The organism is Natrinema pellirubrum DSM 15624 (genome assembly GCF_000230735.2).
Classification (GTDB): domain Archaea; phylum Halobacteriota; class Halobacteria; order Halobacteriales; family Natrialbaceae; genus Natrinema; species Natrinema pellirubrum.
In genome coordinates, this window is the sequence record NC_019962.1 from 3,291,714 (window position 1) to 3,313,242 (window position 21,529).

The 21,529-nt window shown below is 67.6% G+C and carries 25 protein-coding genes; 14 read left to right on the top strand and 11 right to left on the bottom strand.

Going from position 1 to position 21,529, the window contains the following annotated elements:
* The first annotated feature begins 45 nt into the window (after window positions 1–45).
* From NATPE_RS15915 to NATPE_RS15925, 3 genes are all read left to right on the top strand, one after another.
* Window positions 46–327, top strand: a complete 282-nt coding sequence (locus NATPE_RS15915; protein WP_006182618.1) for a helix-turn-helix domain-containing protein — start codon at window positions 46–48, stop codon at window positions 325–327.
* A gap of 101 nt (window positions 328–428) precedes the next feature.
* The gene (locus NATPE_RS15920; protein WP_006182619.1) at window positions 429–1,253 is read left to right on the top strand and encodes an MBL fold metallo-hydrolase; all 825 of its coding nucleotides are present in this window, start codon (window positions 429–431) and stop codon (window positions 1,251–1,253) included.
* Between the two features lie 30 nt (window positions 1,254–1,283).
* The gene (locus tag NATPE_RS15925; RefSeq protein ID WP_006182620.1) at window positions 1,284–2,003 is read left to right on the top strand and encodes a YkgJ family cysteine cluster protein; all 720 of its coding nucleotides are present in this window, start codon (window positions 1,284–1,286) and stop codon (window positions 2,001–2,003) included.
* A gap of 206 nt (window positions 2,004–2,209) precedes the next feature.
* Here the strand turns inward: NATPE_RS15925 and NATPE_RS15930 are convergent, their stop codons facing one another.
* Window positions 2,210–2,620: a TRAM domain-containing protein gene (locus NATPE_RS15930; RefSeq protein ID WP_006182621.1), complete on the bottom strand. Its 411-nt coding sequence runs from the start codon at window positions 2,618–2,620 to the stop codon at window positions 2,210–2,212.
* Window positions 2,621–2,770: 150 nt separating this feature from the next.
* Window positions 2,771–4,498, bottom strand: coding sequence for a radical SAM protein (locus tag NATPE_RS15935; RefSeq protein WP_006182622.1), 1,728 nt, complete (start codon window positions 4,496–4,498; stop codon window positions 2,771–2,773).
* A 276-nt stretch (window positions 4,499–4,774) separates the two neighbouring features.
* Between NATPE_RS15935 and NATPE_RS15940 the strand changes: the two genes are divergently transcribed.
* The 3 genes from NATPE_RS15940 to NATPE_RS15945 all read left to right on the top strand — a co-directional run bounded on the left by NATPE_RS15940 (window position 4,775) and on the right by NATPE_RS15945 (window position 6,939).
* Window positions 4,775–6,019: a winged helix-turn-helix transcriptional regulator gene (locus NATPE_RS15940; RefSeq protein ID WP_015299204.1), complete on the top strand. Its 1,245-nt coding sequence runs from the start codon at window positions 4,775–4,777 to the stop codon at window positions 6,017–6,019.
* Window positions 6,020–6,087: 68 nt separating this feature from the next.
* Window positions 6,088–6,246 (top strand): DUF7559 family protein, encoded by a 159-nt coding sequence (locus NATPE_RS22795; protein WP_006182625.1) that lies wholly within the window; start codon window positions 6,088–6,090, stop codon window positions 6,244–6,246.
* Window positions 6,247–6,447: 201 nt separating this feature from the next.
* Window positions 6,448–6,939, top strand: a complete 492-nt coding sequence (locus NATPE_RS15945; protein ID WP_006182626.1) for an Hsp20/alpha crystallin family protein — start codon at window positions 6,448–6,450, stop codon at window positions 6,937–6,939.
* 1 nt (window position 6,940) lies between these two features.
* On the opposite strand, the gene NATPE_RS15950 is transcribed toward NATPE_RS15945, so the two are convergent.
* The gene (locus tag NATPE_RS15950; protein WP_015299205.1) at window positions 6,941–8,134 is read right to left on the bottom strand and encodes an NAD(P)/FAD-dependent oxidoreductase; all 1,194 of its coding nucleotides are present in this window, start codon (window positions 8,132–8,134) and stop codon (window positions 6,941–6,943) included.
* A 318-nt stretch (window positions 8,135–8,452) separates the two neighbouring features.
* Entirely contained in the window at window positions 8,453–8,725 is a 273-nt protein-coding gene (locus NATPE_RS15955; RefSeq protein WP_015299206.1) for a DUF7521 family protein, read from the bottom strand.
* A 261-nt stretch (window positions 8,726–8,986) separates the two neighbouring features.
* Between NATPE_RS15955 and NATPE_RS15960 the strand changes: the two genes are divergently transcribed.
* Window positions 8,987–9,223, top strand: a complete 237-nt coding sequence (locus NATPE_RS15960; RefSeq protein ID WP_006182629.1) for a CDGSH iron-sulfur domain-containing protein — start codon at window positions 8,987–8,989, stop codon at window positions 9,221–9,223.
* A 43-nt stretch (window positions 9,224–9,266) separates the two neighbouring features.
* On the opposite strand, the gene NATPE_RS15965 is transcribed toward NATPE_RS15960, so the two are convergent.
* The 3 genes from NATPE_RS15965 to NATPE_RS15975 form a co-directional block, all read right to left on the bottom strand.
* Window positions 9,267–11,717, bottom strand: coding sequence for a heavy metal translocating P-type ATPase (locus NATPE_RS15965; RefSeq protein WP_006182630.1), 2,451 nt, complete (start codon window positions 11,715–11,717; stop codon window positions 9,267–9,269).
* Between the two features lie 2 nt (window positions 11,718–11,719).
* Window positions 11,720–12,511 carry a sulfite exporter TauE/SafE family protein gene (locus NATPE_RS15970; protein WP_006182631.1) on the bottom strand — a complete coding sequence of 264 codons (792 nt, stop codon included), beginning with the start codon at window positions 12,509–12,511 and terminating at the stop codon, window positions 11,720–11,722.
* A gap of 98 nt (window positions 12,512–12,609) precedes the next feature.
* Window positions 12,610–12,825: a hypothetical protein gene (locus tag NATPE_RS15975; protein ID WP_006182632.1), complete on the bottom strand. Its 216-nt coding sequence runs from the start codon at window positions 12,823–12,825 to the stop codon at window positions 12,610–12,612.
* Between the two features lie 100 nt (window positions 12,826–12,925).
* Here NATPE_RS15975 and NATPE_RS15980 point away from each other — a divergent pair, with 100 nt between their 5' ends.
* Genes NATPE_RS15980 through NATPE_RS15995 form a run of 4 tightly spaced genes read left to right on the top strand, consistent with a single transcriptional unit; the run spans window position 12,926 to window position 15,883 of the window.
* Window positions 12,926–13,129, top strand: coding sequence for a hypothetical protein (locus NATPE_RS15980; RefSeq protein ID WP_006182633.1), 204 nt, complete (start codon window positions 12,926–12,928; stop codon window positions 13,127–13,129).
* Window positions 13,126–13,932, top strand: coding sequence for a cytochrome c oxidase subunit II (locus NATPE_RS15985; protein ID WP_006182634.1), 807 nt, complete (start codon window positions 13,126–13,128; stop codon window positions 13,930–13,932). Before NATPE_RS15980 ends, NATPE_RS15985 begins: the two co-directional genes overlap by 4 nt.
* On the top strand, window positions 13,892–15,673 hold the full coding sequence (locus NATPE_RS15990) for a b(o/a)3-type cytochrome-c oxidase subunit 1 (protein WP_006182635.1): 1,782 nt from the start codon (window positions 13,892–13,894) through the stop codon (window positions 15,671–15,673). Before NATPE_RS15985 ends, NATPE_RS15990 begins: the two co-directional genes overlap by 41 nt.
* A complete protein-coding gene (locus NATPE_RS15995) occupies window positions 15,674–15,883 on the top strand; it encodes a hypothetical protein (protein WP_006182636.1) in 210 nt (69 codons plus the stop codon).
* Between the two features lie 37 nt (window positions 15,884–15,920).
* On the opposite strand, the gene NATPE_RS16000 is transcribed toward NATPE_RS15995, so the two are convergent.
* Window positions 15,921–16,961 (bottom strand): mannose-1-phosphate guanylyltransferase, encoded by a 1,041-nt coding sequence (locus tag NATPE_RS16000; protein ID WP_006182637.1) that lies wholly within the window; start codon window positions 16,959–16,961, stop codon window positions 15,921–15,923.
* Window position 16,962: 1 nt separating this feature from the next.
* Window positions 16,963–17,274, bottom strand: coding sequence for a DUF7091 family protein (locus tag NATPE_RS16005; protein ID WP_006182638.1), 312 nt, complete (start codon window positions 17,272–17,274; stop codon window positions 16,963–16,965).
* 111 nt (window positions 17,275–17,385) lie between these two features.
* Here NATPE_RS16005 and NATPE_RS16010 point away from each other — a divergent pair, with 111 nt between their 5' ends.
* From NATPE_RS16010 to NATPE_RS16020, 3 genes are all read left to right on the top strand, one after another.
* On the top strand, window positions 17,386–17,967 hold the full coding sequence (locus NATPE_RS16010) for a dihydrodipicolinate synthase family protein (RefSeq protein ID WP_015299208.1): 582 nt from the start codon (window positions 17,386–17,388) through the stop codon (window positions 17,965–17,967).
* A gap of 190 nt (window positions 17,968–18,157) precedes the next feature.
* Window positions 18,158–19,087, top strand: coding sequence for a hypothetical protein (locus tag NATPE_RS16015; RefSeq protein WP_006182640.1), 930 nt, complete (start codon window positions 18,158–18,160; stop codon window positions 19,085–19,087).
* Between the two features lies 1 nt (window position 19,088).
* Window positions 19,089–19,733 carry an RPA family protein gene (locus NATPE_RS16020; RefSeq protein WP_006182641.1) on the top strand — a complete coding sequence of 215 codons (645 nt, stop codon included), beginning with the start codon at window positions 19,089–19,091 and terminating at the stop codon, window positions 19,731–19,733.
* A gap of 45 nt (window positions 19,734–19,778) precedes the next feature.
* Here the strand turns inward: NATPE_RS16020 and NATPE_RS16025 are convergent, their stop codons facing one another.
* Together NATPE_RS16025 and NATPE_RS16030 are read right to left on the bottom strand one after the other, a co-directional pair.
* Complete coding sequence (locus tag NATPE_RS16025) at window positions 19,779–20,450, bottom strand: alpha/beta hydrolase (RefSeq protein ID WP_006182642.1); 672 nt, start codon at window positions 20,448–20,450, stop codon at window positions 19,779–19,781.
* Window positions 20,447–21,427, bottom strand: coding sequence for a VOC family protein (locus tag NATPE_RS16030; RefSeq protein ID WP_006182643.1), 981 nt, complete (start codon window positions 21,425–21,427; stop codon window positions 20,447–20,449). The genes NATPE_RS16025 and NATPE_RS16030 overlap by 4 nt, the downstream gene beginning before the upstream one ends.
* Window positions 21,428–21,529 lie beyond the last annotated feature (102 nt).

The window sequence follows — 21,529 nt, forward strand, 5'->3', positions numbered from 1 at the left end:
CACATATAGGGAAGCTTTACCACTGGCGATTGCACTCAAGTGGGTATGAGCATGAGTACAGCCGAGGACCGTGGCGCTGCTGCCGAAGAAACGCTGTCGGAGGACGAATACCGCGACCGACTCCGCGATCTGCCCCCGAGCGCGAAACTCGTTGCGAAAGTTCTCGAGACCGACTCGCCGCTCTCGCAGGGCCAACTCGCCGAGGAGTCGCTGCTGCCCGACCGCACCGTCCGCTACGCCCTCAATCGCCTCGAAGACGTCGGACTGGTCGGCTCCCGATACAGCTTCCGCGACGCGCGCAAACAGGTCTACTACCTGAATCACTGACCGGCTCGCCGCCCACGTCTCCACTGCTCGGGGGAGCGGGGAGGGGTCGAGTGCCGGTCGCCGCCGATACGTCTTTTTTCACCCGGTCGTACTGTCCTGACATGCACGTTACTCGGTGGTCCGTCCCCGTCGCGACGCGCGCGCCGTCCGGCGACACCAACGCGTACCTCCTCGAGGGAGCGAAACCGTCCTCGGACGGCGGGTCCAGCCCCGAATCGGCGATCCTCGTCGACCCCGCGGCTCGAACCGACGCCCTCGACCGGGCGGTCTGCGACCGATCCGTCGATCACGTTCTCGTCACCCACACCCACCCCGATCACGTCGGTGCCGTCGCGGCCTACGCGGCCGAAACCGACGCGACGGTCTGGGCCCGCTACGGCCGCGCCGACCGCTTTCGCGACGCGACCGGGATCGAGCCCGACCGCACCTTCACGCCGGGGACCGAAATTCCGCTCGGCGAGGAGCGAGTTCGCGTTCTCGACGCGCCCGGCCACGCGCCGGACCACGTCGCCCTCGAGGCCGGCCACGGCGGCCCGATCTGCTGTGGTGATTGTGCCGTCCGCGAGGGTAGCGTCGTCGTCGGCGCGCCCGAGGGGGACATGCGCGCGTACGTGACGACTCTCCGTCGCCTCTGGGCGGCCGATCCGCCGGCACTGTATCCCGGCCACGGCCCCGAGATCGACGCCCCCCGCGAAACCCTCGAGCGACTGCTTACCCACCGGGCCGACCGCGAGCAGCGCGTCCGCGAGGCCGTCACCGGTGGCGCGGACACGCTCGAGAGGATCCTCGCGGCGGCCTACGACAAGGACCTCTCAGGGGTGGAAGACCTCGCACAGGCGACGGTCCTGGCCCACCTCGAGAAACTCGCCGTCGAGGGACGGGTCGAGTGGGACGGCGAGCGCGCCGCACCGTCCGCGGACGACTGACTTTTCCGCCTCGACCCCCTCCCCTCGAGCGTGCAATCGCTCGAAGCCGAACTCGAAGACGCCCGCCAGCTCTCGATCGCCGACCTCGCGGACGCGATCGAGTCCATCGGCTTCGAGTGTACCCGCTGTGGGGCCTGCTGTACGGGCGAGGCCGAGGACGATCACACCGCGACGGTGTTCCCCGACGAAGTCCGCGACCTCGAGGAAAGCGACGAGTACGACGGGGACTACGACTGGCGCGATATCGCCCGACCGATGCCGTACGGCCTCTCGGAGACCGAGGACGGCGATCTCGAGGGCGAGACCTTCGAGTGGGCCTTACAGACCGACGACTGCGGCGACTGTACGTTCTACGAGGAAGACGACTCGGGCACGGGCGCGTGTGCCGCACACGGGGATCGGCCGCTGATCTGTCGGACCTACCCCTTCAGCGTCGCGCTCGCGGGCACCAGCCAGCCGATGGGCGAGGTGGTCGACAGCGTTGCGCTGGAAGCGCAACGGGAAGCCGGCGAAGCCGGCGACGAGGCCGGGATGGTCCGCGCCCACGAGTGCGAGGGGCTGGGCCGCGACATCTCGAGAGCCGACGCCGAGGAGTTGGCTCGAGCGCTGAAGGAACGGGCCGTGCGGGAACTCGAGGAGGCCATCGCCGTTCGGGACAACTACGCGCCCGCCGATCCAGACCCAGGCGAGGTCGTCGTCCACGACTCCGAGGGTGCGAAGCGGGCCGATGGGACGCCGCTCGAGGAGTAACAAAAGAAGAAACCGACGGCTCGAGCAGTGGGACTTCTTAGGAGCAGTCCTGTACGGCGCGCTCCGCGCGCCGTTTCACCGAGCGCTCGCGTTTCCGAGGGCTTCGCTTCGTTCAGCCCTCGCCCCGCTCGCGCTCGGCCTTTTTTGGTCCAGATTTTTTGCGCGAGAGGTCGGCTCCGCCGACCCGAGCGCAAAAAAGGTGGTCTCTAGAACGTGTCCTCGATGATCTCGCCGACCGCGAAGTTCGACTTGACCTCGGTGACTTCGATCTTGACCCGTTCGCCGACGTCGGCACCCGGCACGATGATGACGTAGCCGCGTTCGACGCGGGCGATGCCGTCGCCCTGCTTGCCGATGTCCTCGATTTCGACGTAGCGGGTTTCCCCGACGTCGACCGGTGGCTGCGGCTCCGACGGTGCGCTCTGGGGCTGGCTCGCCGTCCCCGAGTCGTCCTCGGCGGCCGCCTCGTCCCGCGAGATGAGCGCGACACGGTAGACCTCGCCGGGGTCGATGTCGCCGGTTTCGACCTCCTGACGGGGTACTTCGATGACGTAGCGATCCTCTTCCTCCGAAACGTCCGTACTGAACAGACACAGCAGCTTTTCAGATATCTCCACAGGTAGACCCTCTATTTCATTGCAGAGACCCATCCATAATAGAACTACCGACACCGAGCCGTCGACTGACGGGGAAAGAGGCTTGTGTACCCGTTCGACCGGGCGGTTCGAGGGGCCATGCGAGTGTGTGACGGTCCCAGACGCGAGGAATCAGTCCGCGCGCTCGAGGGGGCGAACAGTCGCGAGCCGCGAGAGGTCGACCTCGCTGCCGAAGTCGGCGTCGGACAGGGTCTCGTAGGGACGGTCGACGACGATGTCGCCGGCGGTGCTGTCCCCGATGCCGGGGATGGCGGTGAGTTCGTCCATCGAGGCCGCGTTGAGATCTAGCGGGTGGGGGACGCCGGTCACCGAGCGGTAGCCGTGGTCGACCACCGCGACGTCGATCGTCCGCCCGAGTTCGCGCTCGCCCGGAATCCCGACCAGCAGGGGGTAGGTGCCGAGCTGGCGGCCGAAGGTCTTGCCGTCCTGATGGTACTCGAGGTGGACGTCGGGGAGGACGGTGCCGAGCGGGGCGACCCGCTCGAGCATGGGGTTGTCGATCTCCTCGCGGACCCGCTTCTTGTAGCGTTTGAACAGCTGTTTGTGGTCGTTGGCGATCTCCGCTCCGGTGTCGCTCATGTCGGTGCCGTCGAAGGCCATCACCTGCCGGATGTTGATCCGGCGAAGCATGTAGCCCTCGTCGTAGACCCGCTGGAGGAACTCACGGTTGCGCTCGTAGGTCTCCTCGCGCTCACCCTTGAGGCCGTGCAGGAGGTTGATGCCGGGCAGGAGTTTTGGGAGCCGGTTCGGGGTGTCCCGACCGACGCTCGGGCCGTCCCCGGGGTCTTCGCCGGGTCGCCAGCCGGCCTCCTCGTTGACGATCTTGACCGCCTCGAAACACTCCTCGGCGGTGACGTTGAGGTTGTTCTCCTCCTGGACGACCGGATCGGCCGACTCGAGGCCGAACGCTGCGGTGTCGCCGGGCGTGTTGTGTTCGGCGATGATCCGGATCCCCTCGCGGCTCTGCTCGGGCCACTCGACGATCGTGATGGGGTTCATATTGTCCAGATGGAGCGTCTCGAGGTCGGGCGCGACCTCGCGGATGCCGCCGTAGAGTTGGCGCAGGGCGTCGGGGTTGGGCGCTTCCCCGTCGCCGCCGTAGGCGAGGATATCGGCCTGCCGGCCGAGCCGGAAGTGTTTGACGCCGTAATCGGAGAGAGCGTCGACCTCGCCGACGACGGTCGGCGGCGGTCGGAACTCGGGGTTACCATAGAGCGGCTCCGTACAGAACGAACACCGATACGCACAGCCCCGCGAGGTCTCGAGTTCGGCGATGAGATGGTCCGGGTGGTTGGGGTGTTGTTCGACGACGAACGCCCCCTCCCGTGCCCACCGTGAGACCTCCTCGATGTCTCGCATCCGGTTGTTGAAGCCCTCGAGGCCGCTCTCGACGAGATCGTGGACGGCAGCCTCGACGTCGCCCTTGGCGACGAAATCGAAGTCAAGATCCTGCCGTTCAGTCTCGGTCGCGCCGGCGTTTTCGTCGCCGACGCCGAACTTGACGGGGCCGCCCATCAGGCTCGTGCCGTTGGCGGTCCAGGCCAGCTTGCGGACCTCGTCGGGTTCGGCCGGCGTCCCACCGACGTACTTCCCGGGGACGGTCATGCCGCCCAGATAGAGCAAGAGGTCGGCCTCGTCGACGTCTCGCCAGTAGTCGGGTTCGTCGCGGAGTCGATCGATCGTATGGTAGGTGATCCGCTCCCGGGGAACACCCGCATCGACGAGCGCACCTGCCGCGTACCGGGGATATGTCGAGATATACGGCGGCACCCCGAAGTGTGCGGGCTCGTCGACGTAGCCGTCGACGATCGTCACCGACAGCGTCTCGGGGTCAGTCATGGCTCCCGGTAGCGCCTCGAGGGGTAAAACGGTGACTACACGCTCTCGGCCGACACTGCAGTGATTCGCCGCGGTCGTCTCTCGGGCGGCTGATCGAGTCCGGATCGTATCGAGTGGATTAATTTAAAGGACGGAACGATGTTCGTTTCGAACAGTCGGAACGGAGACGATCGCACGGAGAGCCGCCGCCGTCGGCCCCGACATCGTGTCACGATCGCGGCCGATGGCGACTCGCCGGCCGGCAGGACAGCGTTCCGATCGGTGACTCGAGTACCCATGAGGGTCGGACGCGCGCGACCGGTGCTGTTGATGAGCGTCGTCATAGTGATCCTTGCGACGACGGTCACGGCGGGAGCGACGGCGACGGCCGCCGCTGCGGACGGAACCGGCGACCGGGCGGAGTCCCTCGTCTCGGACGGTGACCGGACCGCGTTTGCGATACAGACCGATTCCGACGACCCGGACGATCCCGATGATCCTGATGATCCGGACGACCCGGACGATCCCGACGATACGTCGGACCAGAACGATACGTCCGATACCAGCGACACCACAGACACGAGCGATTCTGACGACCTCGACGATCCGGACGACCCCGATGATCCTGATGACCCCGATGATCCGGACGACTCCGACGACCCGGATGACCCAGATGATCCAAACGACCCCGACGATTCAGATGACCCCGATGATCCTGACGGTGCCGACGACGCCGAAACTCCGGACGGACCGAACCGCACGGACGGGTCCGGCGACGGATCGGGGTCGACGGCCGATGGCGACCCGTTCGAGTCGGCCGACGTTACCGAACCCGTCGACTCGAGCGACGGGAACGAGTCGGGTCCCGAGTCGCCGCCTGACGAGTCCACGAGCCCGAGCGAGGCGGCCGGACTGGCGCTCGCGACGATGCTCACTGCGGGTGCGGTCAACGCCTCGGCCACCGGCAGCGCCTCGGTCGTCGCGGGCCAGTCCTCGGCCCGGATGGCGGCGCTCTCCCTCGAGCAGGCGGGCGGCGACCGGCCGTGGCGGGTGCTGGGCTCGCTGTTTCGCTACAGTCGATACGACGACTCGGACCCGCTCGACCACGACGTCCGGCAGACGCTCTACGAAACGATCGACGACGAGCCGGGAATAGTACTCTCGGAACTCGAGTCGGCGACCGACGCCTCCCTGTCGACGGTCCGCCACCACCTCCGGATCCTCGAGGAGGAGAACCTGATCGCGTCGACGAAGCGCCGGGGGAACCGCTGTTACGCCCGTGCGGACGCGATCGACGACGTCGATATCGAACTGCGGGCGGCGCTCGAGAACGTACCGACCCGTCGCATCCTCGAGGCGCTCGCCGAGGACGGGCCGGCACAGACGACGACGCTCGCCGACCGCCTCGATCGGGATCCGAGTACGGTGACCCATCACCTCTCGACGCTCGAGGAGGACGGGCTCGTCGTCAGGGACCGCGATGGCCCGGCGGTCATCACGAGCCTCGCACCCGGCGTCGAGCCGGCCCTCGAGCGGGACTGAGCCACCGGAGCCTGCAGTCGTCGTGGGTGAAGCCAATGTTGATTAGTTTCCCGACCGAACGGACGGGTATGCCGCCGACGGAAGAGATCGTGTGTACCGACGACGACTGTTTTCTCGACATCTTCGAGAACCACTACACCTACGACGTTCCCGATGACCTCGCGGTCACCGACCTGTCGTGTCCGGTCTGTGGGGGGACCGACTGCCTCGAGCGGGTCGAACTCTGACGGGGGAGTGGCGTCCGTCCGTCGTCTTGCTGGGACGGTGTCGAGCCGCGCGTCTGACGTTTCTTTTGGCATGGGCAAAAGAGATATGAAACGGGCTCACGTATCCGGTCGTACGGCCATGTCTCCCACGTACTGTCAGTCCCTTCTCTCGGTCCCCACGACCGCCGCCCGCGCCGGCCGTCCCGCCCGAGGTGAGGTCCCGTGAGCCTCCAAGATCTCGGGGAATCGGTCGGCAGCACGCTGTATCGACAGATCGGGCGCGCGAGCGGCCGCGTCCAGAACCACCGTTCGCTCCCCGTCGACATCCTCGAGAACGACGACGCCTATCGGGTCGTCTTCGACGCGCCCGGTGCCGAACCCGACGACGTGCAGGTCCGATATCTCGATGGCACCGTCAAAATCCGGATCGATCGCTTTCGGGGATTCCATGAAGGCTACGAAATGCGGTTTCCCGGCCGGGGAATGTCGTTATCCGGCGCCGCCGAACTGCCCGGCGACGCCGTCGTCGATCCCGACGCCGGGACCGCCCGACTCACCGAAACCGGCACGCTGAGCGTCGAAATCCCGAAGGGATCGTCGCTCGAAGAGCCGTCACAGGAGGCTGACTCGAGCGCCGAGTCACGCGAGGAAACCGATCGGACCGGGTCCACACAGACGGACCCCGAGACCGAACCGGTCGCCGTCGACGACTAAGTCAGTTCGGCTCCGTCGACATTCCTTCCGCGATCTCGAATGCTTCGTCGCCGTCGAACCGGGTCGGGTCGAACGCGTCGATCCCGTCGCCGCCGAGGATCTCGGCCGCGAGTCGCTGTCCGATCGCCGGCGCGCGCATAAACCCGTGACCCTGGAAGCCGGTCGCGACGTAGACCCCGTCCCGAACCGCACCGACCAGTGGATCCCGGTCCGGGGTCGACGTACAGAGACCGGCCCACGAGCGCGTGATCGCGTTCTCGCCCCCGAGATCGATCGCCGGGACCCGGTGTGAGACCCGCTCGCGGAGATCGGCCCGGAACTCGGGATCGGCCTCGCGGTCGTAGCCGTCGGGATCCGCCTCGCGTTCTTCGGTCCCGTCGCCCGCGAGAATGCCGCCGGCGTGCGGTCGCAGATAGAAGTCGCCGCTCGCATCGTAACACATCGGCTCCGCCAGATCGCCGTCCGCGAGCAGCGCCTGGACGCGGTAGGGTTTCACGGCCAACTCGAGGCCCGCGTCCGCGAGCAAGCCGCCGGTCCGGGCCCCGGCTGCCACGAGGACTGCGTCGACCTCGTGAACGCCGCCGTCCGGACGGATCACCCGGCTCGGATCGGCCCGGACCTCGACCGGGGTCTCGGTCTCGAGAGTCGCACCCGCACCGGTGGCCGCGGCCGCGAGACAGGCGGTGTACTCGGCGGGATCGGCATAGCCCGCCGCGCCGGCGATCCCGGCGACGGCAACGTCGTCGGTCCGCAGCGCGGGGAACCGGTCCGCGAGCGCGTCGCCCTCGAGTTCGAGCGCGACGATACCGTGTTCCTGCATGCGACGGACCTGTTCTCGGATCGCGTCAGCGCGTTCGAGGTCGTCCTCGCGGGCGAGCCAGACGTAGGGACACTCGACGAACGCAAAGGTATCGTCGCCCGAGAGCGCGCGGAATCGCTCGATGGCGTCGCCGGCGATCTCGGCGTCGAGCCCGTCCGCGAACGCGTCGTAACAGATCCCCGCCGCCCGGCCGCTGGCACCGCTGGCGACGCTCCCGCGGTCGTAGACCGTCACGTCGGCACCCTCGCGGGCGAGGTCGTAGGCCGCGGTCGCGCCGACGGCACCCGCGCCGACGACCGCGACCTCGAGGCCGCTGCCGTCCTGCGTGAACGCGTCCGCACCGACCGCCAGCTCGGCGTCGTCCGGACTGCTCATCGTCGATCCCCCACCGACGCGGTGGCCGATCCGCTCGGCGACTGCCCGTCGGCTGCGTGTTCGGTTCGCATAGCGGTCACTCGTGTGGCGGCCCACTTACCTCTGGGTGATTCCGCGATCCGAGCGAACGTATCGCCTGTGCGAAGACCGGCGCGTCGAACGAAAGGGGGAGTGGATGGGGGAAGAGGGGGTACGACGGCAGGGGGCGTGAAGCTCCATGGTTCAGCGCCGATCGTCCCTGCCGTACCTTCGGTTATTCGCCGATCACGGATACCGTTACTCCCAAATAAATTTGGCCGATCGCGACATCGACGCGGCTCAGGTCACGTACAACGAGTATGCGATCACGAAGAAGCCGGCCAGTACCAGCAGGCTCTCGAGGAGGATGCCGGTCATCAGCGGGACGCCGAGTATTTCATACAGCATGCCGGCCAGTACCAGTCCGAGGGTGACGAGGCCGAAGCCGAGCGAGAGATAGCCCAGCGCGGACTGACGAGTGCGCCGGTAGGCCTTGTAGGCGAAGAACGTGATGACGCCGCCGACGATGAGGACGAGCGTCTTGACGACCGCGAGGGCGATCGCGGTCGGCATTGTCGCGGCGGAGACCCACATGACTGTTCCTATCCTGATTTTCAACAGCCGAACCAAGAACCTTGCCGTTCCCGGAGACGGTGTTCCGTGCCACCATCCCACACTACCAGTCGCCGGTACTGATAGTCGACGTCGACGCCGGTCCCAGGGATCGGCGGTTCGTGGCTGCTTTCCGCCGGATGACGGCACACTGGCGGATCACACCGCCGTGGAACGGCTGCGAGCGAAGCGTTTTGCCGACGGCGACGCGAGACACACACGATGACGCGACTGGTCGAACTCGAGGCCAACGGCCCACGGAAGCTCGAGCCGGACGACATCGACGACGGGAAAGGCGACGTGGCGGTCTGTCAGTGCGGGCTCTCGGACGAGTTCCCCTTCTGTGACGGGAGCCACCGGCGGACCCGCGACGAGGATGAGGGGACGACGTACGTCTACGAGGACGGCGAACGGCGAGAAGTCGAACGGGTCGTGACGGCCGACGAAGCGGACGAGTAGGGGCGCTCGAGGCCGGGACGCGACGGCATCGGCATCGCCTCGCTCACAGCGAGCGGGCGGAGTTGCAGACGACGAGCAGACTGCTCGCGGCCATCGCGACGGCGGCAAACAGCGGGTTCAACAGACCGGCGACTGCCAGCGGGATCGCGACCGCGTTGTAGGCGAAGGCCCAGCCGAGGTTCTGGCGGATCCGTCGGTGCGTGGCCGTCGCCACGTCGAAGGTTTCGCCGACGGCCGTGAGGTCGTCGCCGACGATCACCGCGTCGGCCGCGTCGGTCGCGAGCTGTGTTCCCCCGCCCATCGCGATGCCGACGTCGGCCGCGGCCAGCGCGGGCGCGTCGTTGCTGCCGTCGCCGACCATCGCGACCGTCCCGCGGGCCCGGAGCCGGTCGACGGTCTCGGCCTTCGCTTCCGGCGGCACGCCCGCGAAGACCTCGTCGACGCCTGCGAGGTCGCGGAAACGCTCGGCCGCCGCCCCTTCGTCGCCGGTGAGGACGACGATCTCGTGGTCCGCCGAGAGGTCGGTCAGGGCCGCCTCGAGGTCCGCACGCGGTGCGTCCCCGACGACGACGACGCCGTGAGCCTGGCCGCCCCAGCCGACGACGACGGGCACGCGGCCCGCCGATCGCGCGTCCTCGATCCGGGGCTCGAGGGCGTCGGGGATCGCCAGCCCGCGCTCCCGACAGAAGTCGGGGTGGCCGACGACGACCCGGTCGCCGTCGACGCGACCGCTGACGCCGCGGCTCGCCCGCTCGAAGTCCGCGACGGTGCTGGCTGCCGTCGCGTCGTCGGGTGCCGCGTCGGCGACGGCGGCCGCGACGGGGTGTTCGGAGAGGGACTCGACCGCGCCGGCCCGTCGGAGCAGTTCCTCGCGCCCGGGGCCGCCGCCCGCGGCGTCGCCGCCGGCCATATGGACGGTATCAACGGTCATCGTCCCGGTCGTGAGTGTCCCCGTCTTGTCGAGGACGACGGTATCGACCTCGGTGGCGTCCTCGAAGATCGTCTCCGCGGCGACGACGATCCCCCGTTCGGCGGCCGACTGGACCCCCGCAGCGATGGCAAGCGGCGTCGCCAGTCCCAGCGCGCAGGGACAGGAGACGATGACGACCGTGAGCCCGAGCAACAGCGCCGTCGCCGGGCTCGAGCCGGTCGCCAGCGAGACGGCGACCGTCCCGGCGGCAAGGGCGATCACCAGCGGGACGAAGACGGTCGCGAGCTTGTCCGCGAGCCGCTGGACGCCCGGACGGGAACTCTGGATCGACCAGAGCAGGGAGACGAGCCGGTCGAGGGTACTTTCCGCCTCGTCACCGACCGCGACGACGATCGGGGCGTCAGTGACGACGGTCCCCCCGCGGACCGGATCGCCGGGTCCCTTCTCGGCCGGCAGCGACTCGCCGGTGACCAGCGACTCGTCGACCGCGGCCGATCCCTCCGCGATCTCGCCGTCGAGGGGAACCCGCTCGCCGGGACGAACGAGCAAACGATCGCCGGGCTCGACCGCCTCGAGGGGCACCGTCTCGCCGCTCTCGCGACGGGCCTCGTCGACCTGTCGTTCGGTCAGGTCGGAGAGCAGGCCGGTCGCGCGGCGCTTGACCGCCTGTTCGTAGCGCCCGCCCGCGGTGACGACGAGGATGACGGCGACGGTGACGTCGAAGTAGAGGTGACTGCTGCCGAGCAGGGTCGCGACGGCGCTGTAGCTATAGGAGCCAAGCGCTGCCGTCGCCACCAGCAGGTCCATGTTCGGGCTGCCGGCCCGGAGGCTAACGTACGCCCCCCGAAGGATCGGACCGCCGGTATAGAAGAGAATGATCGAGGTGAACACCCAGATGTTCGCCGACAGAAAGGCGGTCTCGTACCCGCCGAAGTCGGCGACCGGCTCGTAGCCGAAGTACGTCGGGTAGAGAAACAGGATGTACCACATCATAACCATCATGCCGAAGAAACCGCCGAACAAGAGCGGCGCAAGCCCGTCGTCCGAACCGCTCGTCTCGCCCACAGCGGATCGATCCGACGCGGAGTACCCGTAGCCGGAGACGAGTTCGGGGAGGTCGTCGGAATCGAGTCGGTCGGGATCGTAGACGAGCCGAATCGTATCCGTCGCGTAACTCGCCGTCGCGCCGCGGACCCCGGGTTCTCGCTCGGCGGTGGTCTCGAGGAACGCCTCACAGGTCGAGCAGTGCATGCCGTCGACCGCGAGGTAGGCGTCTTCGCCGTCGAGATCGTCGAGGTCCGGCCCGTCGTCGCCGGAATCGAGGCGGGATCGGACCGCCGACTCGTCGGGCGCGTCGTCGGTCCCGTCGAGCGTGCGAGCGACCTCGAGACAGCCACGACAGCAGTACGTGCCGTCGACGTCCGGGTCGGTGATCGGCTCCGCGGGCGTCGGCAGGTCACAGAGGTCGCAGGTGTCAGCAACTGAGTCGTCGTCCGCCGCCGTCCCGCCGGTTTCAGCCGGTGCCGATAGCGAGCCTCGAGCGGGTGGTGAATCCGGTGTCATCGTTAGAATAGTGGTTCGTACGGGAGCGGAGGATGGGGCAGGTGGATGCCGTACAGCATCAGGCCGTGCGAGAGTGGGATGTAGCCGAGGAGGATGAACGCCGCGCCCAGCGCGCGGTGAAGTCGCACCCGCGTGTCGACGTCGATCGCGGTCATGGCGGTGCCGTAGACGAACAGCGTGGGGATCGTTCCGAGTCCAAGGACGGCCAGCGAGAGCGCGCTGCGTGCCGGCGATCCCAGCGCGAACGCGTAGAGATACGCGGGATAGATGATCGGACACGGCATGACCCCGTGAACCGCTCCGAGCGCGACGATCCCCGGCGACGTCGCGAGCCGATCGACATGGCTCGAGAGCAGCTCCGAGAGTCGGCGAAACAGCGTGCCGACGATCGGGAGCCCGTGGCCGGGAACGGCGGTCTTGCCCCGGAGATAGTAGAGGCCGCTCGCGACGATCGCGATCCCGACGAGGATGCCGGTCGCCCCCCTGACGCTATCGCCGACCGCGGCGACGGCCTCGCTCGAGGCGACCGTCACCGCACCGAGGAGACCGAACAGGCCCCCGATCGCGGCGTAGCTGAGCGTCCGGCCGAGGTTGAACAGCGCGTGCTGGCGCACCTCGTAGCCGGTCAGCGTGTCGTCGCGGCGCTTGTCACTGGCGTCACCGATCCGATCGGCGTAGGTCGTCACCAGCGGGCCGCACATACCCAGACAGTGTGCGCCGGCGAGCAGTCCGACGACGAAGAGGACGAACAGGTTCACGTGTTCGGGGGCGAGTCCGGAGCCCGGACTCGCCATCAGCGGTGTTCCGATGGGGAACCGGACGGCTCCGTGCCCCGCGCTAGTCGTCAGTAGCTCCGGGGAAAGTGAACTAGGGGTCATTTCGCGGGCGGCGGTCACCCGGCAGTTCCGTTGCCGTCACCGTGGTGATCGCCGTGCGAGCCCTCGACCGGGGACATCGCGAGGTACAGTGAGCCGACGATAAGAACGACGTTGACCGCGCTGACGGCGCCGGCGACCGTCGAGTTGGTGAGCCCATAGACGAGCAGCGGAACGATCGCCAGTAGCCCCGCGATCGCAGCCAGCCGCGGCGGTACTGTCTCGAGGTTCATACACGGTACTGGGCGGGACGAGCGCTTAATACCCCACCATCTTCCCATCGATCGGGAACCAAGGTTGATAGTAAGTCGTCCCTATTCCCTACTCGTCCGTATGAGTTCCAAAACTGAACAACGGGAGCCCGAACATGTTCAAACACTCGGGCACGAGGAGTACGATCCGATCGGGACGGCGATCCTGATCGGGATCTACTTCCTGATACTGGTATTGCTGTGGATATTCATGTACTTCGTTGAGTTTCTCGGCAACGGGCCGACCGTCGTCGGAATGGCCCTGACGGTGGTGGGACTGGCATGAACATTCACACCTATGAGAAGGTATGGCTCGTCGCCGCCATGGTGTTAATCGTTGGTTTCATCGCGACGATCACGTACGGGGCAGTCGGCCCGGGTATCGCGATGATCGACGACGACGGCGGCGACATCAACCCCGACGAGATCAACGACGACGAACGGTTCGCCGAGCCCGGCGTCGAACACGTCGGCGGCAACGAGTATGAAGTCTCGGTCGTCGCACAGGCGTGGTCGTACACGCCGAGCCAAATAGAGGTGCCAGCCAACAGCGAGGTGACCTTCTATGTCACCAGCCGGGACGTGACACACAGTTTCTCCGTCGTGGGAACGAACGTGAACACGATGGTCATTCCCGGGCAGGTCTCGGAGATGACCGTGGAGTTCGACGAACCCGGCGAGTACGGCATCCTCTGTAACGAGTACTGCGGCGAGTATCACCACACGATGGAAGGCAAACTGAACGTCGTTCCCGAAGACGAGTTCGACATGACCGAACTGTCCGTCGAGGCCGACGACGAGGTCGAATCGGGCAACGAGACGACGATCACCGCGAACGTGGAAAACGGCATGCAAGAGGACCTCGAGACGACCGTCTCCCTCGAGATCGACGACGAAACGCGTGAAGCGGACATCACCGTCCCCGGCGACGGCAGCGAGGAAGTCGCGTTTACCGTCGACAGCGCCGACCTCGGCGAGGGCGACCACGACTGGACCGTGACCGTCGACGACTACGAGGAAAGCGGAACGCTGTCGGTCGTGACTCCCGATGGCAACGAGTCCGCCGACGGAGGTGACGGCGATGCGTAACGCCTACGTTGACCAGTTCCCCGACGAGGCGCGAGTGATCAAAGCGGCCTTCTGGAGTTCCTTCATCGCGCTGGCAATCGGCGGGACGCTCGGGCTGATCCAAGCACTCCACCGGACCGACGTCTTCAGGTTCATCGAGTCGCCCGACTACTACACCGTCCTGACCGCCCACGGCGTGTTGCTGGCGATCACGTTCACGATCTTCTTCCTCGTGGGGACCTTCACGTGGGCGGTAACGACCAGTCTGGACCGGGGCGTCGTCGACGTCCGGTTCACCTGGGCCTGGTACATCATGATGGTCATCGGCACGGCACTCGTTGGGATCGCGATCTTTAGCGGCTTCCTCGAGTCGGCGCCGTCGGTACTCGGCTCGGAACTGAACGCCGACGTCCTCTTTACGTTCTACGCGCCGCTGGAAGCCCATCCGATCTTCTACATCGGACTGGTGCTGTTCGTGGTCGGCTCCTGGCTCGCCGGCGTCGACTGGTTCCGGACGTGGTTGGCCTGGCGGAGCGAGAACCCCGACGAGCGGATCCCGCTGCCGACCTTCATGGTGCTGACGACGACGCTGTTCTGGTACATCTGCACGTTCGGTGTGGCCCTGTCGATCCTCGTGTTCCTGCTGCCGTGGTCGCTGGGGATCACCGACTCGGTTAACCCACTGTTGACCCGGACGCTGTTCTGGTACTTCGGTCACGCCGTCGTCTACTTCTGGCTGATGCCGGCGTACATGATGTGGTACATCATGCTGCCGAAGTTCTCCGGCGGAAAGCTGTTCAGCGACCCGCTTGCACGCGTCGTCTTCGTGCTGTTCCTGCTGCTCTCGACACCGCTTGGAATCCACCATCAGTATCTGGATCCGGGCATCGCTGAGGGGTACAAGTTCATCGCGATGACGAACACGATGTTCCTCCTCCTGCCGAGCCTGCTGACCGCCTTCACCGTCGTCGCGAGCATGGAACACGGCGCGCGCCAGCGCGGCGGCGAGGGCTACCTCGGCTGGCTGAAGGCGCTCCCGTGGCGCAACCCGATCTTCACCGGGATGGCGCTCGCGGGCCTGATGTTCGCCGCGGCCGGCTTCTCCGGCATGATCAACGCCGGCATGAACATCAATTACCTCGTCCACAACACGTGGTGGGTCGTCGGTCACTTCCACCTCACAGTCGGCACCGCCGTCGCACTGACGTTCATGGCGGCGTCCTACTGGTTCATCCCGCAGCTGACGGGCAAGGAACTCTGGAACCGGTCGGTCGCGCTCGGACAGGTCCTCCTCTGGTTCATCGGCATGACGTTCATGTCCAACGCGATGCACCGCTCCGGACTGTTCGGGATGCCCCGCCGGACCGCCGAACCGCAGTATCAGGGCTTCAACTTCGAACCCGCCGTGGGTACCGTCGGCGAGATCAACATGCAGGTCGCCCTCGGCGGCGTCATCCTGACGCTGTCGCTGGCCCTGTTCCTCCTGAACATGATCATGACGTCGATCGGCGACGACAGCGAGTCGATCCCCGACAACACCTACGCGGGGACGCTCTCCGGGGCCGAGGACTCGCCGCGCATCCTCGACAACCTCAAGCTCTGGACCGCGATCGCCGTCGTCCTCGTGATCATCGCGTACACGCTCCCGCTCGCGAGCATCATCGACGCCGGCGGCATCTTCGGGCCCGACATCGAGGGCGTCAGGCTCTCGACGTGGGTCGATCCCGCCGTCATCGAGTCTCTCGGTGAGGTGATTCGCTAGATGCGTATCTCGAAGGGGGCGCTACTGGTCGTCGTGGCCTTGCTCGTCCCGTTCGTCGTCGAGTTCCGAACGGCGCTGTCGTGGTTCGGGATCAAACTCACCGTCCTCGAGTCGCTCGCCCTTGCCGGCGTCCTCGTCCTCGGGCTCCTGCTCTGGGCGGTGTGGCCGAAAAACGGTAACGGCGGGACGGGAACGGCCGACTCGAGCTGACAGCCGCACTCGTTTCGCTGCGTTCCGTCGCTGTTTCTCAGAAGGCGTCGCGTTCACGAAGCCGATCGACGACTTCGCGAACCCGCTGTGACGACGTCCGTGGCGCAACGAGGATCCGGTCGTCGTAGGCGGCGACGATCAGGTCCTCGACCTCGAGCAGGGAGACGTGCCGATCGGGCGCGGCGACGACGTTGTTCGCCGCGTCGACCGGCAGGATCTCGCCGGCGATTCGGTCGTTCGTCGCGGCCGCGTCACGGTCCGAGCGGGTCCGCCCCACGGCGTCCCACGTTCCGAGGTCGTCCCAGTCCACCGGCAACGGCGTCACGAAGACGTCGCTCGCCCGCTCCATGATCGCGTAGTCGACGCTGACGGCCTCGACCGCGTCGAAGCCGCGTTCCGGCTCGCCGGCCTCGAGGGCCTCGACCAGCGAGGCAAGCGGCGAGGCCCGCGCTTCCCGCAGCAGGGCGGCGGGCGTCCAGGCGAAGATCCCGGCGTTCCAGTACGCGCCCGCCTCGCGGAGCCGCCGCGCTTCCTCGCGGTCGGGTTTCTCGGTGAAGCGTTCGACGCCGTCGTAGTCCGCGCTCGCCCCCTCGAGTTCGTCCGCGTCGCCGTCGGGGACGATGTAGCCGTAGCCCGTCGCCGGCCGAGTGGGTTCGACGCCCAGCGTCACGAGACCGTCCGTCTCGGCGGCGATCTCGGCGGCGCGCTCGAGGTGGGCGGCGAAGGCGGCGTCGTCGCCGACGTGGTGGTCACTGGGGAGACAGACGAGGACGGGGGCGCGGTCGAACCGCTCCCGGAGCCGCCAGGCGGCATAGACCAGCGCCGGTCCGGTGTCCTTGCCGGCGGGTTCGACGAGCAGGCCCGCTTCCGGCGCGTGTTCGTGGATTTCGTCGGCAAACGATTCGCGAGTCAGGACGAAGCGCTCGTCGGCGAACGCCGTCCGATCCATCGTCTGCGAGAGGAGCGAGCGGTCGCCGCCGAACTCGAGGAACTGTTTCGGGCGCTCCCCGCGACTCGCGGGATAGAGCCGGCTGCCGATACCCCCGGCGAGGACACAGGCAACGATGGGCCGATCCATCTTACCAGGTCTCGATCCGCCCGTTCCGGACGTCCTCGGCACAGCCCTCGCAGTCGGGGTGATCCGCCTCGTAACAGGCCGGTCGGTACTCCTCGTCTAACTTCGCCGCCCGCTGTTGGGCGTAGCGCCGACAGACGATCTTCGCTCGGCCCGCCTCGTCGGTGGGTAACTCGCGGGCGTTTCGCGCCACCTCGTAGGCCTCGCGGGCCTCCTCGAGCTGGTCGTCGGTCGATCTGCGAAGCTCCTCGAACTGCTCGCCGGCTCCCTGCAGCGTCGAGCGCAGGAACCGCTCGAGTCGACGCCGATCCGCCATTGCCCCGTGGTTCGACCGCCGGACACATAGGCCCGCCGGTGGTCGGAGGCGCGGCGACGGCTTGCGGAACCGATGCGAACGATTTTCATCGTCCCGACGGAGGCAACGAGCATGGCTATCCGCGATGCACTCCGCGGGATCACCGCACCGACGGTGACCCCCTTCGACGACGGCGCGATCGACGAGGCGGACCTGACCGATCTGCTCGCCCACCTCGAGGACGGCGGCATCGACGCGGTCTTTCCCTGCGGGACGACCGGCGAGTTTCCGAGCCTGACCACCGAGGAGCAGCGCCGGATCGTCGCGGCGACCGTCGACCGCGTCGACGTCCCGGTCGTCGCCGGTGCGGCCGCCACGAGCGTCGCCGATACCGTCACAGCCATCGACCGCGCGGCCGAGGCGGGAGCCGATGCCGCCGCGATCGTCGCGCCGTATTTCACGACGGCGAACGCGCCCGACGGCAACCGGCGGTTCTTCGAGGCCGTCCTCGACGATGCCGCGCTCCCCGTCCTGCTGTACAACATTCCGCAGTGTACGGGCCAGCGGATCGAACCCGAGACCGTTGCCGCCGTCGCCGAGCGCGGCGTCATCCCCTCCGACGAGGTCCGCCCGCCGCTGGTCGGCGTCGACGACGCGGGAACCGACGCGATCGCCGCCGCCCTCGAGACGACGCTCGAGGTCGGCAGGCAGTAACCGCCGGTCCACGGGATCGGCGGAACCCGACGACACCGCTGCAGAGCGACATCTTCAATCGGCCCCGCGACGCCGTCTTGCGGTTTCTTCCGCCGCCGTTCACTTTCGCTCCGGTGGCGGTAGTTTAAATACCATTGGGAGCGAACGGGTGTATGCCTCCCACTGAAACCGAAGAGGAGGCGTGAAGCCAATGAGCGACGTACGACAACACGCGGACGACATCCACGAGCAGTTTTCGGACCACCTCGACGTCGATGTCGAGGACGTCGAAGAGCGCCTGACGACGCTCGTCGACGAGTACAAAGTACCGATGGACGAGGCACGCCGGAGCGTCACCAACCACTACCTCGAGGAGGCCGGCCTCGATCGCGAGGACATCTCGAGCGGCGACAGCGAGGCGGCCAACGTCGAGGACGTCGACGAGCCCGAGGAGTGGATCGACCTCACCGCGAAGGTCATCGAACTCTGGGATCCCCGCAGCGACTCCGTCGCACAGGTCGGCCTGCTGGGCGACCCGACGGGGACGATCAAGTTCACCAAGTGGGCCAAGTCCGACCTCCCCGCGCTCGAGGAGGGCAAGGTCTACGAACTTCGCAACGTCGTCACCGACGAGTACCAGGGCCGGTACTCGGTCAAACTCAACTCGACGACGGTGATCGAGGAACTCGACGAGGACCTCGAGGTCGGCAACGACACGAGCGAGGTCGAGGGCGCACTGGTCGACATGCAAAGCGGCAGCGGACTGATCAAGCGCTGTCCCGAGGAGGGCTGTACCCGCGTCCTCCAGAACGGCCGCTGTAACGAACACGGCGAGGGCGAAGGCGAGTTCGACCTCCGCATCAAGGCCGTCGTCGACGACGGCATCGACGCCCACGAGGTCATCTTCGACAAGGACGCCACGGAGAACTTGACGGGACTGAGCCTCGAGGAGGCCAAGGAGATGGCGATGGACGCCCTGGATACGACCATCGTCGCCGACGAGATCCGCGAGGACATCGTCGGGACCTACTACCGCATCGAGGGGCCGACCTTCGGCCGGTACGTGCTGGCCGATGACGTCGAGGAGCTCGACGGGCCGATCGATGGCGAGGAACTGCTGATCAAAGCGAGGTCGATGTGATATGAGCCAGGCAGAACTCACCCGCGAAGTCGCCCGCCGCGTCTTCGCATCGGAATTCAACGATTCGACGTACACCTTCAAAGAGAGCGACGACGAGCGCGCGCCCAACTACGCGCTCTTACCGACGGGCGACCGCGCGAACCGCGTGTTCGTCACCGGGACCCTGACCGAGACCGAAGACGTCGGCGACGAAAGCGAGTACTGGCGCGGCCGGGTCGTCGACCCGACCGGGACGTTCTTCGTCTACGCCGGCCAGTACCAGCCGGAAGCCGCCGCCGTCCTCCGGGACACCGAACCGCCGGCCTACGTCTCGATCGTCGGCAAACCCCGGACCTACGAGACCGACGACGGCACGGTCAACGTCTCCCTGCGACCCGAGTCCATCGCGGTCGTCGACGACGCCACCCGCGACCGCTGGGTCGTCGAAACCGCCGAACGCACCCTCGACCGCATCGAGGCCTTCGAAGCGTGGGAAGCCGAGCAGGAAGCACCCGAAAGCGGCTCGACCGCACCCACGAACGAATACGCCGAGATGGCCCGCGAGCGCTACGACTCGCCGGTCGTCAACTACCGCAACGACGTCATTCAGGCGCTCGAGCAACTCGAGGACGTCGAGGAGCCCGACGACGCGGAAGCGACGGTCTGACGCCTGAACCAGTCGACCGGTTTTTTGGTTTAGTCGAACGGCGAGCTACAGCACGGCCTCGAGCATCGCCCCGATCGCGTCGAACTCGTCGTCGGTGACCTCGTGGCCGGTTTCGGGATAGCGCCGCGTCTCGACCGAAGCAGCCGCGCCCTCGAAGATTCGGGTCGTCTCGGCGACGTGGTCGGGAGCGACGTGTGGATCGACAGCGCCGTAGCCCAGTAGTATCGGCGTCCCCTCGAGCGAGCCGTCGATCGCGGTCGCACGGAGTTCGGCGAGCGTCCCGGGGAGCGTTCCCGAGAGGACGGCGATCCCACCGTACCGCGCCGGGTTCAGGCGGGCGAACTCGGCGGCGACGCAGGCCCCTTGCGAGAAGCCCGCGACGACGGTGCGCTCCGGCGGGACGCCGATCTCGGCCGCCGCATCGACGGCCGCCGCCACGCAGTCGACGCTCGAGGAGAGCCACGGTTCGTTCTCGGCTCGGGGGGCGGTCGCCCGGCGGGGGTACCAGCGGCTTCGCTCGGCGTCCGGCGCGAGGACGGCGACGCCGTGGCGAATCGCCGGCTCCATGAGGTTGATAACGCCCTGCGCGGTCGCGCCGCGGCCGTGACAGGCGACGAGCGCGGCGTCGGCCGCCAGCGCGGGCGCGCCGGCAGTGAGCAGCGGTCGGCCGGCGTGGGGCCCCGAGACGCCGTCCATCGAGCGGCCGGAGCCGGTCATCGGTCCGTGGGAGAGTCGCCGCTCTCGTCGTCCCCGTTCCCGTTAGGCACCGTTAGCTCGGGCAGTTGGCTCTCGATCAACTCCCGGTCGCGTTCGAACCACGCGGGCAGGTACAGCGACTCGCCGGGGCCGCCGGTCGGTCCGCTGGCGGCGACGCCGTCGGTTTCCGTCGCCAGCTCGAGGAGGATGCCGCCCGGTTCACGGACGTACAGCGAGTGGAAGACGTGCCGGTCTTTCACGCGGGATACGTCGTGGCCGCGCTCGTCGAACAGGTCCCGCCACTCGTGGAGGGCGTCCTCGCTCTCCACCCGGACCGCGACGTGATGCAGCGTTCCCTGTCCCTCGCGGCCGAACGCCGCGTCGCGATCGAGGACGTCCACGACTGCGGCTCGTGAGCCGGACGCACGATACCGGATCCGGTCGCCGTCTTCCGCTTCGTGTTCGAACCCGAGCGTCTCGAGCGCGCCCGCGGTCCCGTAGGGGTTGACCGACAGCGTCGCGACGCCGTGGAGGCCGCGGATCGCGTGGTCCGTCGGGATCGGTCCTTCGGTCCACGGCTCGACGTCGCCCGGAACCGGCGGGCCGGCGACGAGTTCGAGTCGCGTCCCTGCGGGGTCGGCAAAGCGCAGGACGCGTTCGTCGAACCGCTCGAGGGGCCCCTCGAGCGCGACGCCGCGTTCGGCGAGCCGGTCCGCCCGGTACGCGAGCGAGCCGTCGGGGACGACGAACGCGACCGATTCGGGCTGGGGAGCCCCGAACCGGCCGGGATCGCCGTGGGGGTCCGCGAAGTGGGTCAGGACCGTCCCCGGCCGGCCGGCGGCGTCGCCGAAGTAGAGGTGATGCTGGAGGACGTCCTCGAAATTGACCGTTTGCGTGACGAGCCGGAGCCCGAGGACGCCGCCGTAGAAGTCGATCGCCGACTGGGCGTCCCCGACGATCCCGGTCACGTGGTGGAGTCCCGCCGTGTCAGTCAGCATACGCCGTGTTGGGCCTCGAGGCGCATAGCGTGTCGGATCCCGAGTGGTCACGTCGGTTCTCGCCCGGCGCTCGAGCGCGGTCAGCGGTCATCGCGACGCCCC

Bases quoted from the DNA above. Each gene is read 5' to 3' on its own strand.
- NATPE_RS15915 (WP_006182618.1), top strand. From the start codon at position 46: ATGAGCATGAGTACAGCCGAGGACCGTGGCGCTGCTGCCGAAGAAACG.
- NATPE_RS15920 (WP_006182619.1), top strand. From the start codon at position 429: ATGCACGTTACTCGGTGGTCCGTCCCCGTCGCGACGCGCGCGCCGTCC.
- NATPE_RS15935 (WP_006182622.1), bottom strand. From the start codon at position 4,498: ATGACTGACCCCGAGACGCTGTCGGTGACGATCGTCGACGGCTACGTC.
- NATPE_RS15940 (WP_015299204.1), top strand. From the start codon at position 4,775: ATGAGGGTCGGACGCGCGCGACCGGTGCTGTTGATGAGCGTCGTCATA.
- NATPE_RS22795 (WP_006182625.1), top strand. From the start codon at position 6,088: ATGCCGCCGACGGAAGAGATCGTGTGTACCGACGACGACTGTTTTCTC.
- NATPE_RS15950 (WP_015299205.1), bottom strand. From the start codon at position 8,134: ATGAGCAGTCCGGACGACGCCGAGCTGGCGGTCGGTGCGGACGCGTTC.
- NATPE_RS15955 (WP_015299206.1), bottom strand. From the start codon at position 8,725: ATGCCGACCGCGATCGCCCTCGCGGTCGTCAAGACGCTCGTCCTCATC.
- NATPE_RS15960 (WP_006182629.1), top strand. From the start codon at position 8,987: ATGACGCGACTGGTCGAACTCGAGGCCAACGGCCCACGGAAGCTCGAG.
- NATPE_RS15965 (WP_006182630.1), bottom strand. From the start codon at position 11,717: ATGACACCGGATTCACCACCCGCTCGAGGCTCGCTATCGGCACCGGCT.
- NATPE_RS15970 (WP_006182631.1), bottom strand. From the start codon at position 12,511: ATGGCGAGTCCGGGCTCCGGACTCGCCCCCGAACACGTGAACCTGTTC.
- NATPE_RS15975 (WP_006182632.1), bottom strand. From the start codon at position 12,825: ATGAACCTCGAGACAGTACCGCCGCGGCTGGCTGCGATCGCGGGGCTA.
- NATPE_RS15980 (WP_006182633.1), top strand. From the start codon at position 12,926: ATGAGTTCCAAAACTGAACAACGGGAGCCCGAACATGTTCAAACACTC.
- NATPE_RS15985 (WP_006182634.1), top strand. From the start codon at position 13,126: ATGAACATTCACACCTATGAGAAGGTATGGCTCGTCGCCGCCATGGTG.
- NATPE_RS15990 (WP_006182635.1), top strand. From the start codon at position 13,892: ATGGCAACGAGTCCGCCGACGGAGGTGACGGCGATGCGTAACGCCTAC.
- NATPE_RS15995 (WP_006182636.1), top strand. From the start codon at position 15,674: ATGCGTATCTCGAAGGGGGCGCTACTGGTCGTCGTGGCCTTGCTCGTC.
- NATPE_RS16000 (WP_006182637.1), bottom strand. From the start codon at position 16,961: ATGGATCGGCCCATCGTTGCCTGTGTCCTCGCCGGGGGTATCGGCAGC.
- NATPE_RS16005 (WP_006182638.1), bottom strand. From the start codon at position 17,274: ATGGCGGATCGGCGTCGACTCGAGCGGTTCCTGCGCTCGACGCTGCAG.
- NATPE_RS16010 (WP_015299208.1), top strand. From the start codon at position 17,386: ATGGCTATCCGCGATGCACTCCGCGGGATCACCGCACCGACGGTGACC.
- NATPE_RS16015 (WP_006182640.1), top strand. From the start codon at position 18,158: ATGAGCGACGTACGACAACACGCGGACGACATCCACGAGCAGTTTTCG.
- NATPE_RS16020 (WP_006182641.1), top strand. From the start codon at position 19,089: ATGAGCCAGGCAGAACTCACCCGCGAAGTCGCCCGCCGCGTCTTCGCA.
- NATPE_RS16025 (WP_006182642.1), bottom strand. From the start codon at position 20,450: ATGACCGGCTCCGGCCGCTCGATGGACGGCGTCTCGGGGCCCCACGCC.
- NATPE_RS16030 (WP_006182643.1), bottom strand. From the start codon at position 21,427: ATGCTGACTGACACGGCGGGACTCCACCACGTGACCGGGATCGTCGGG.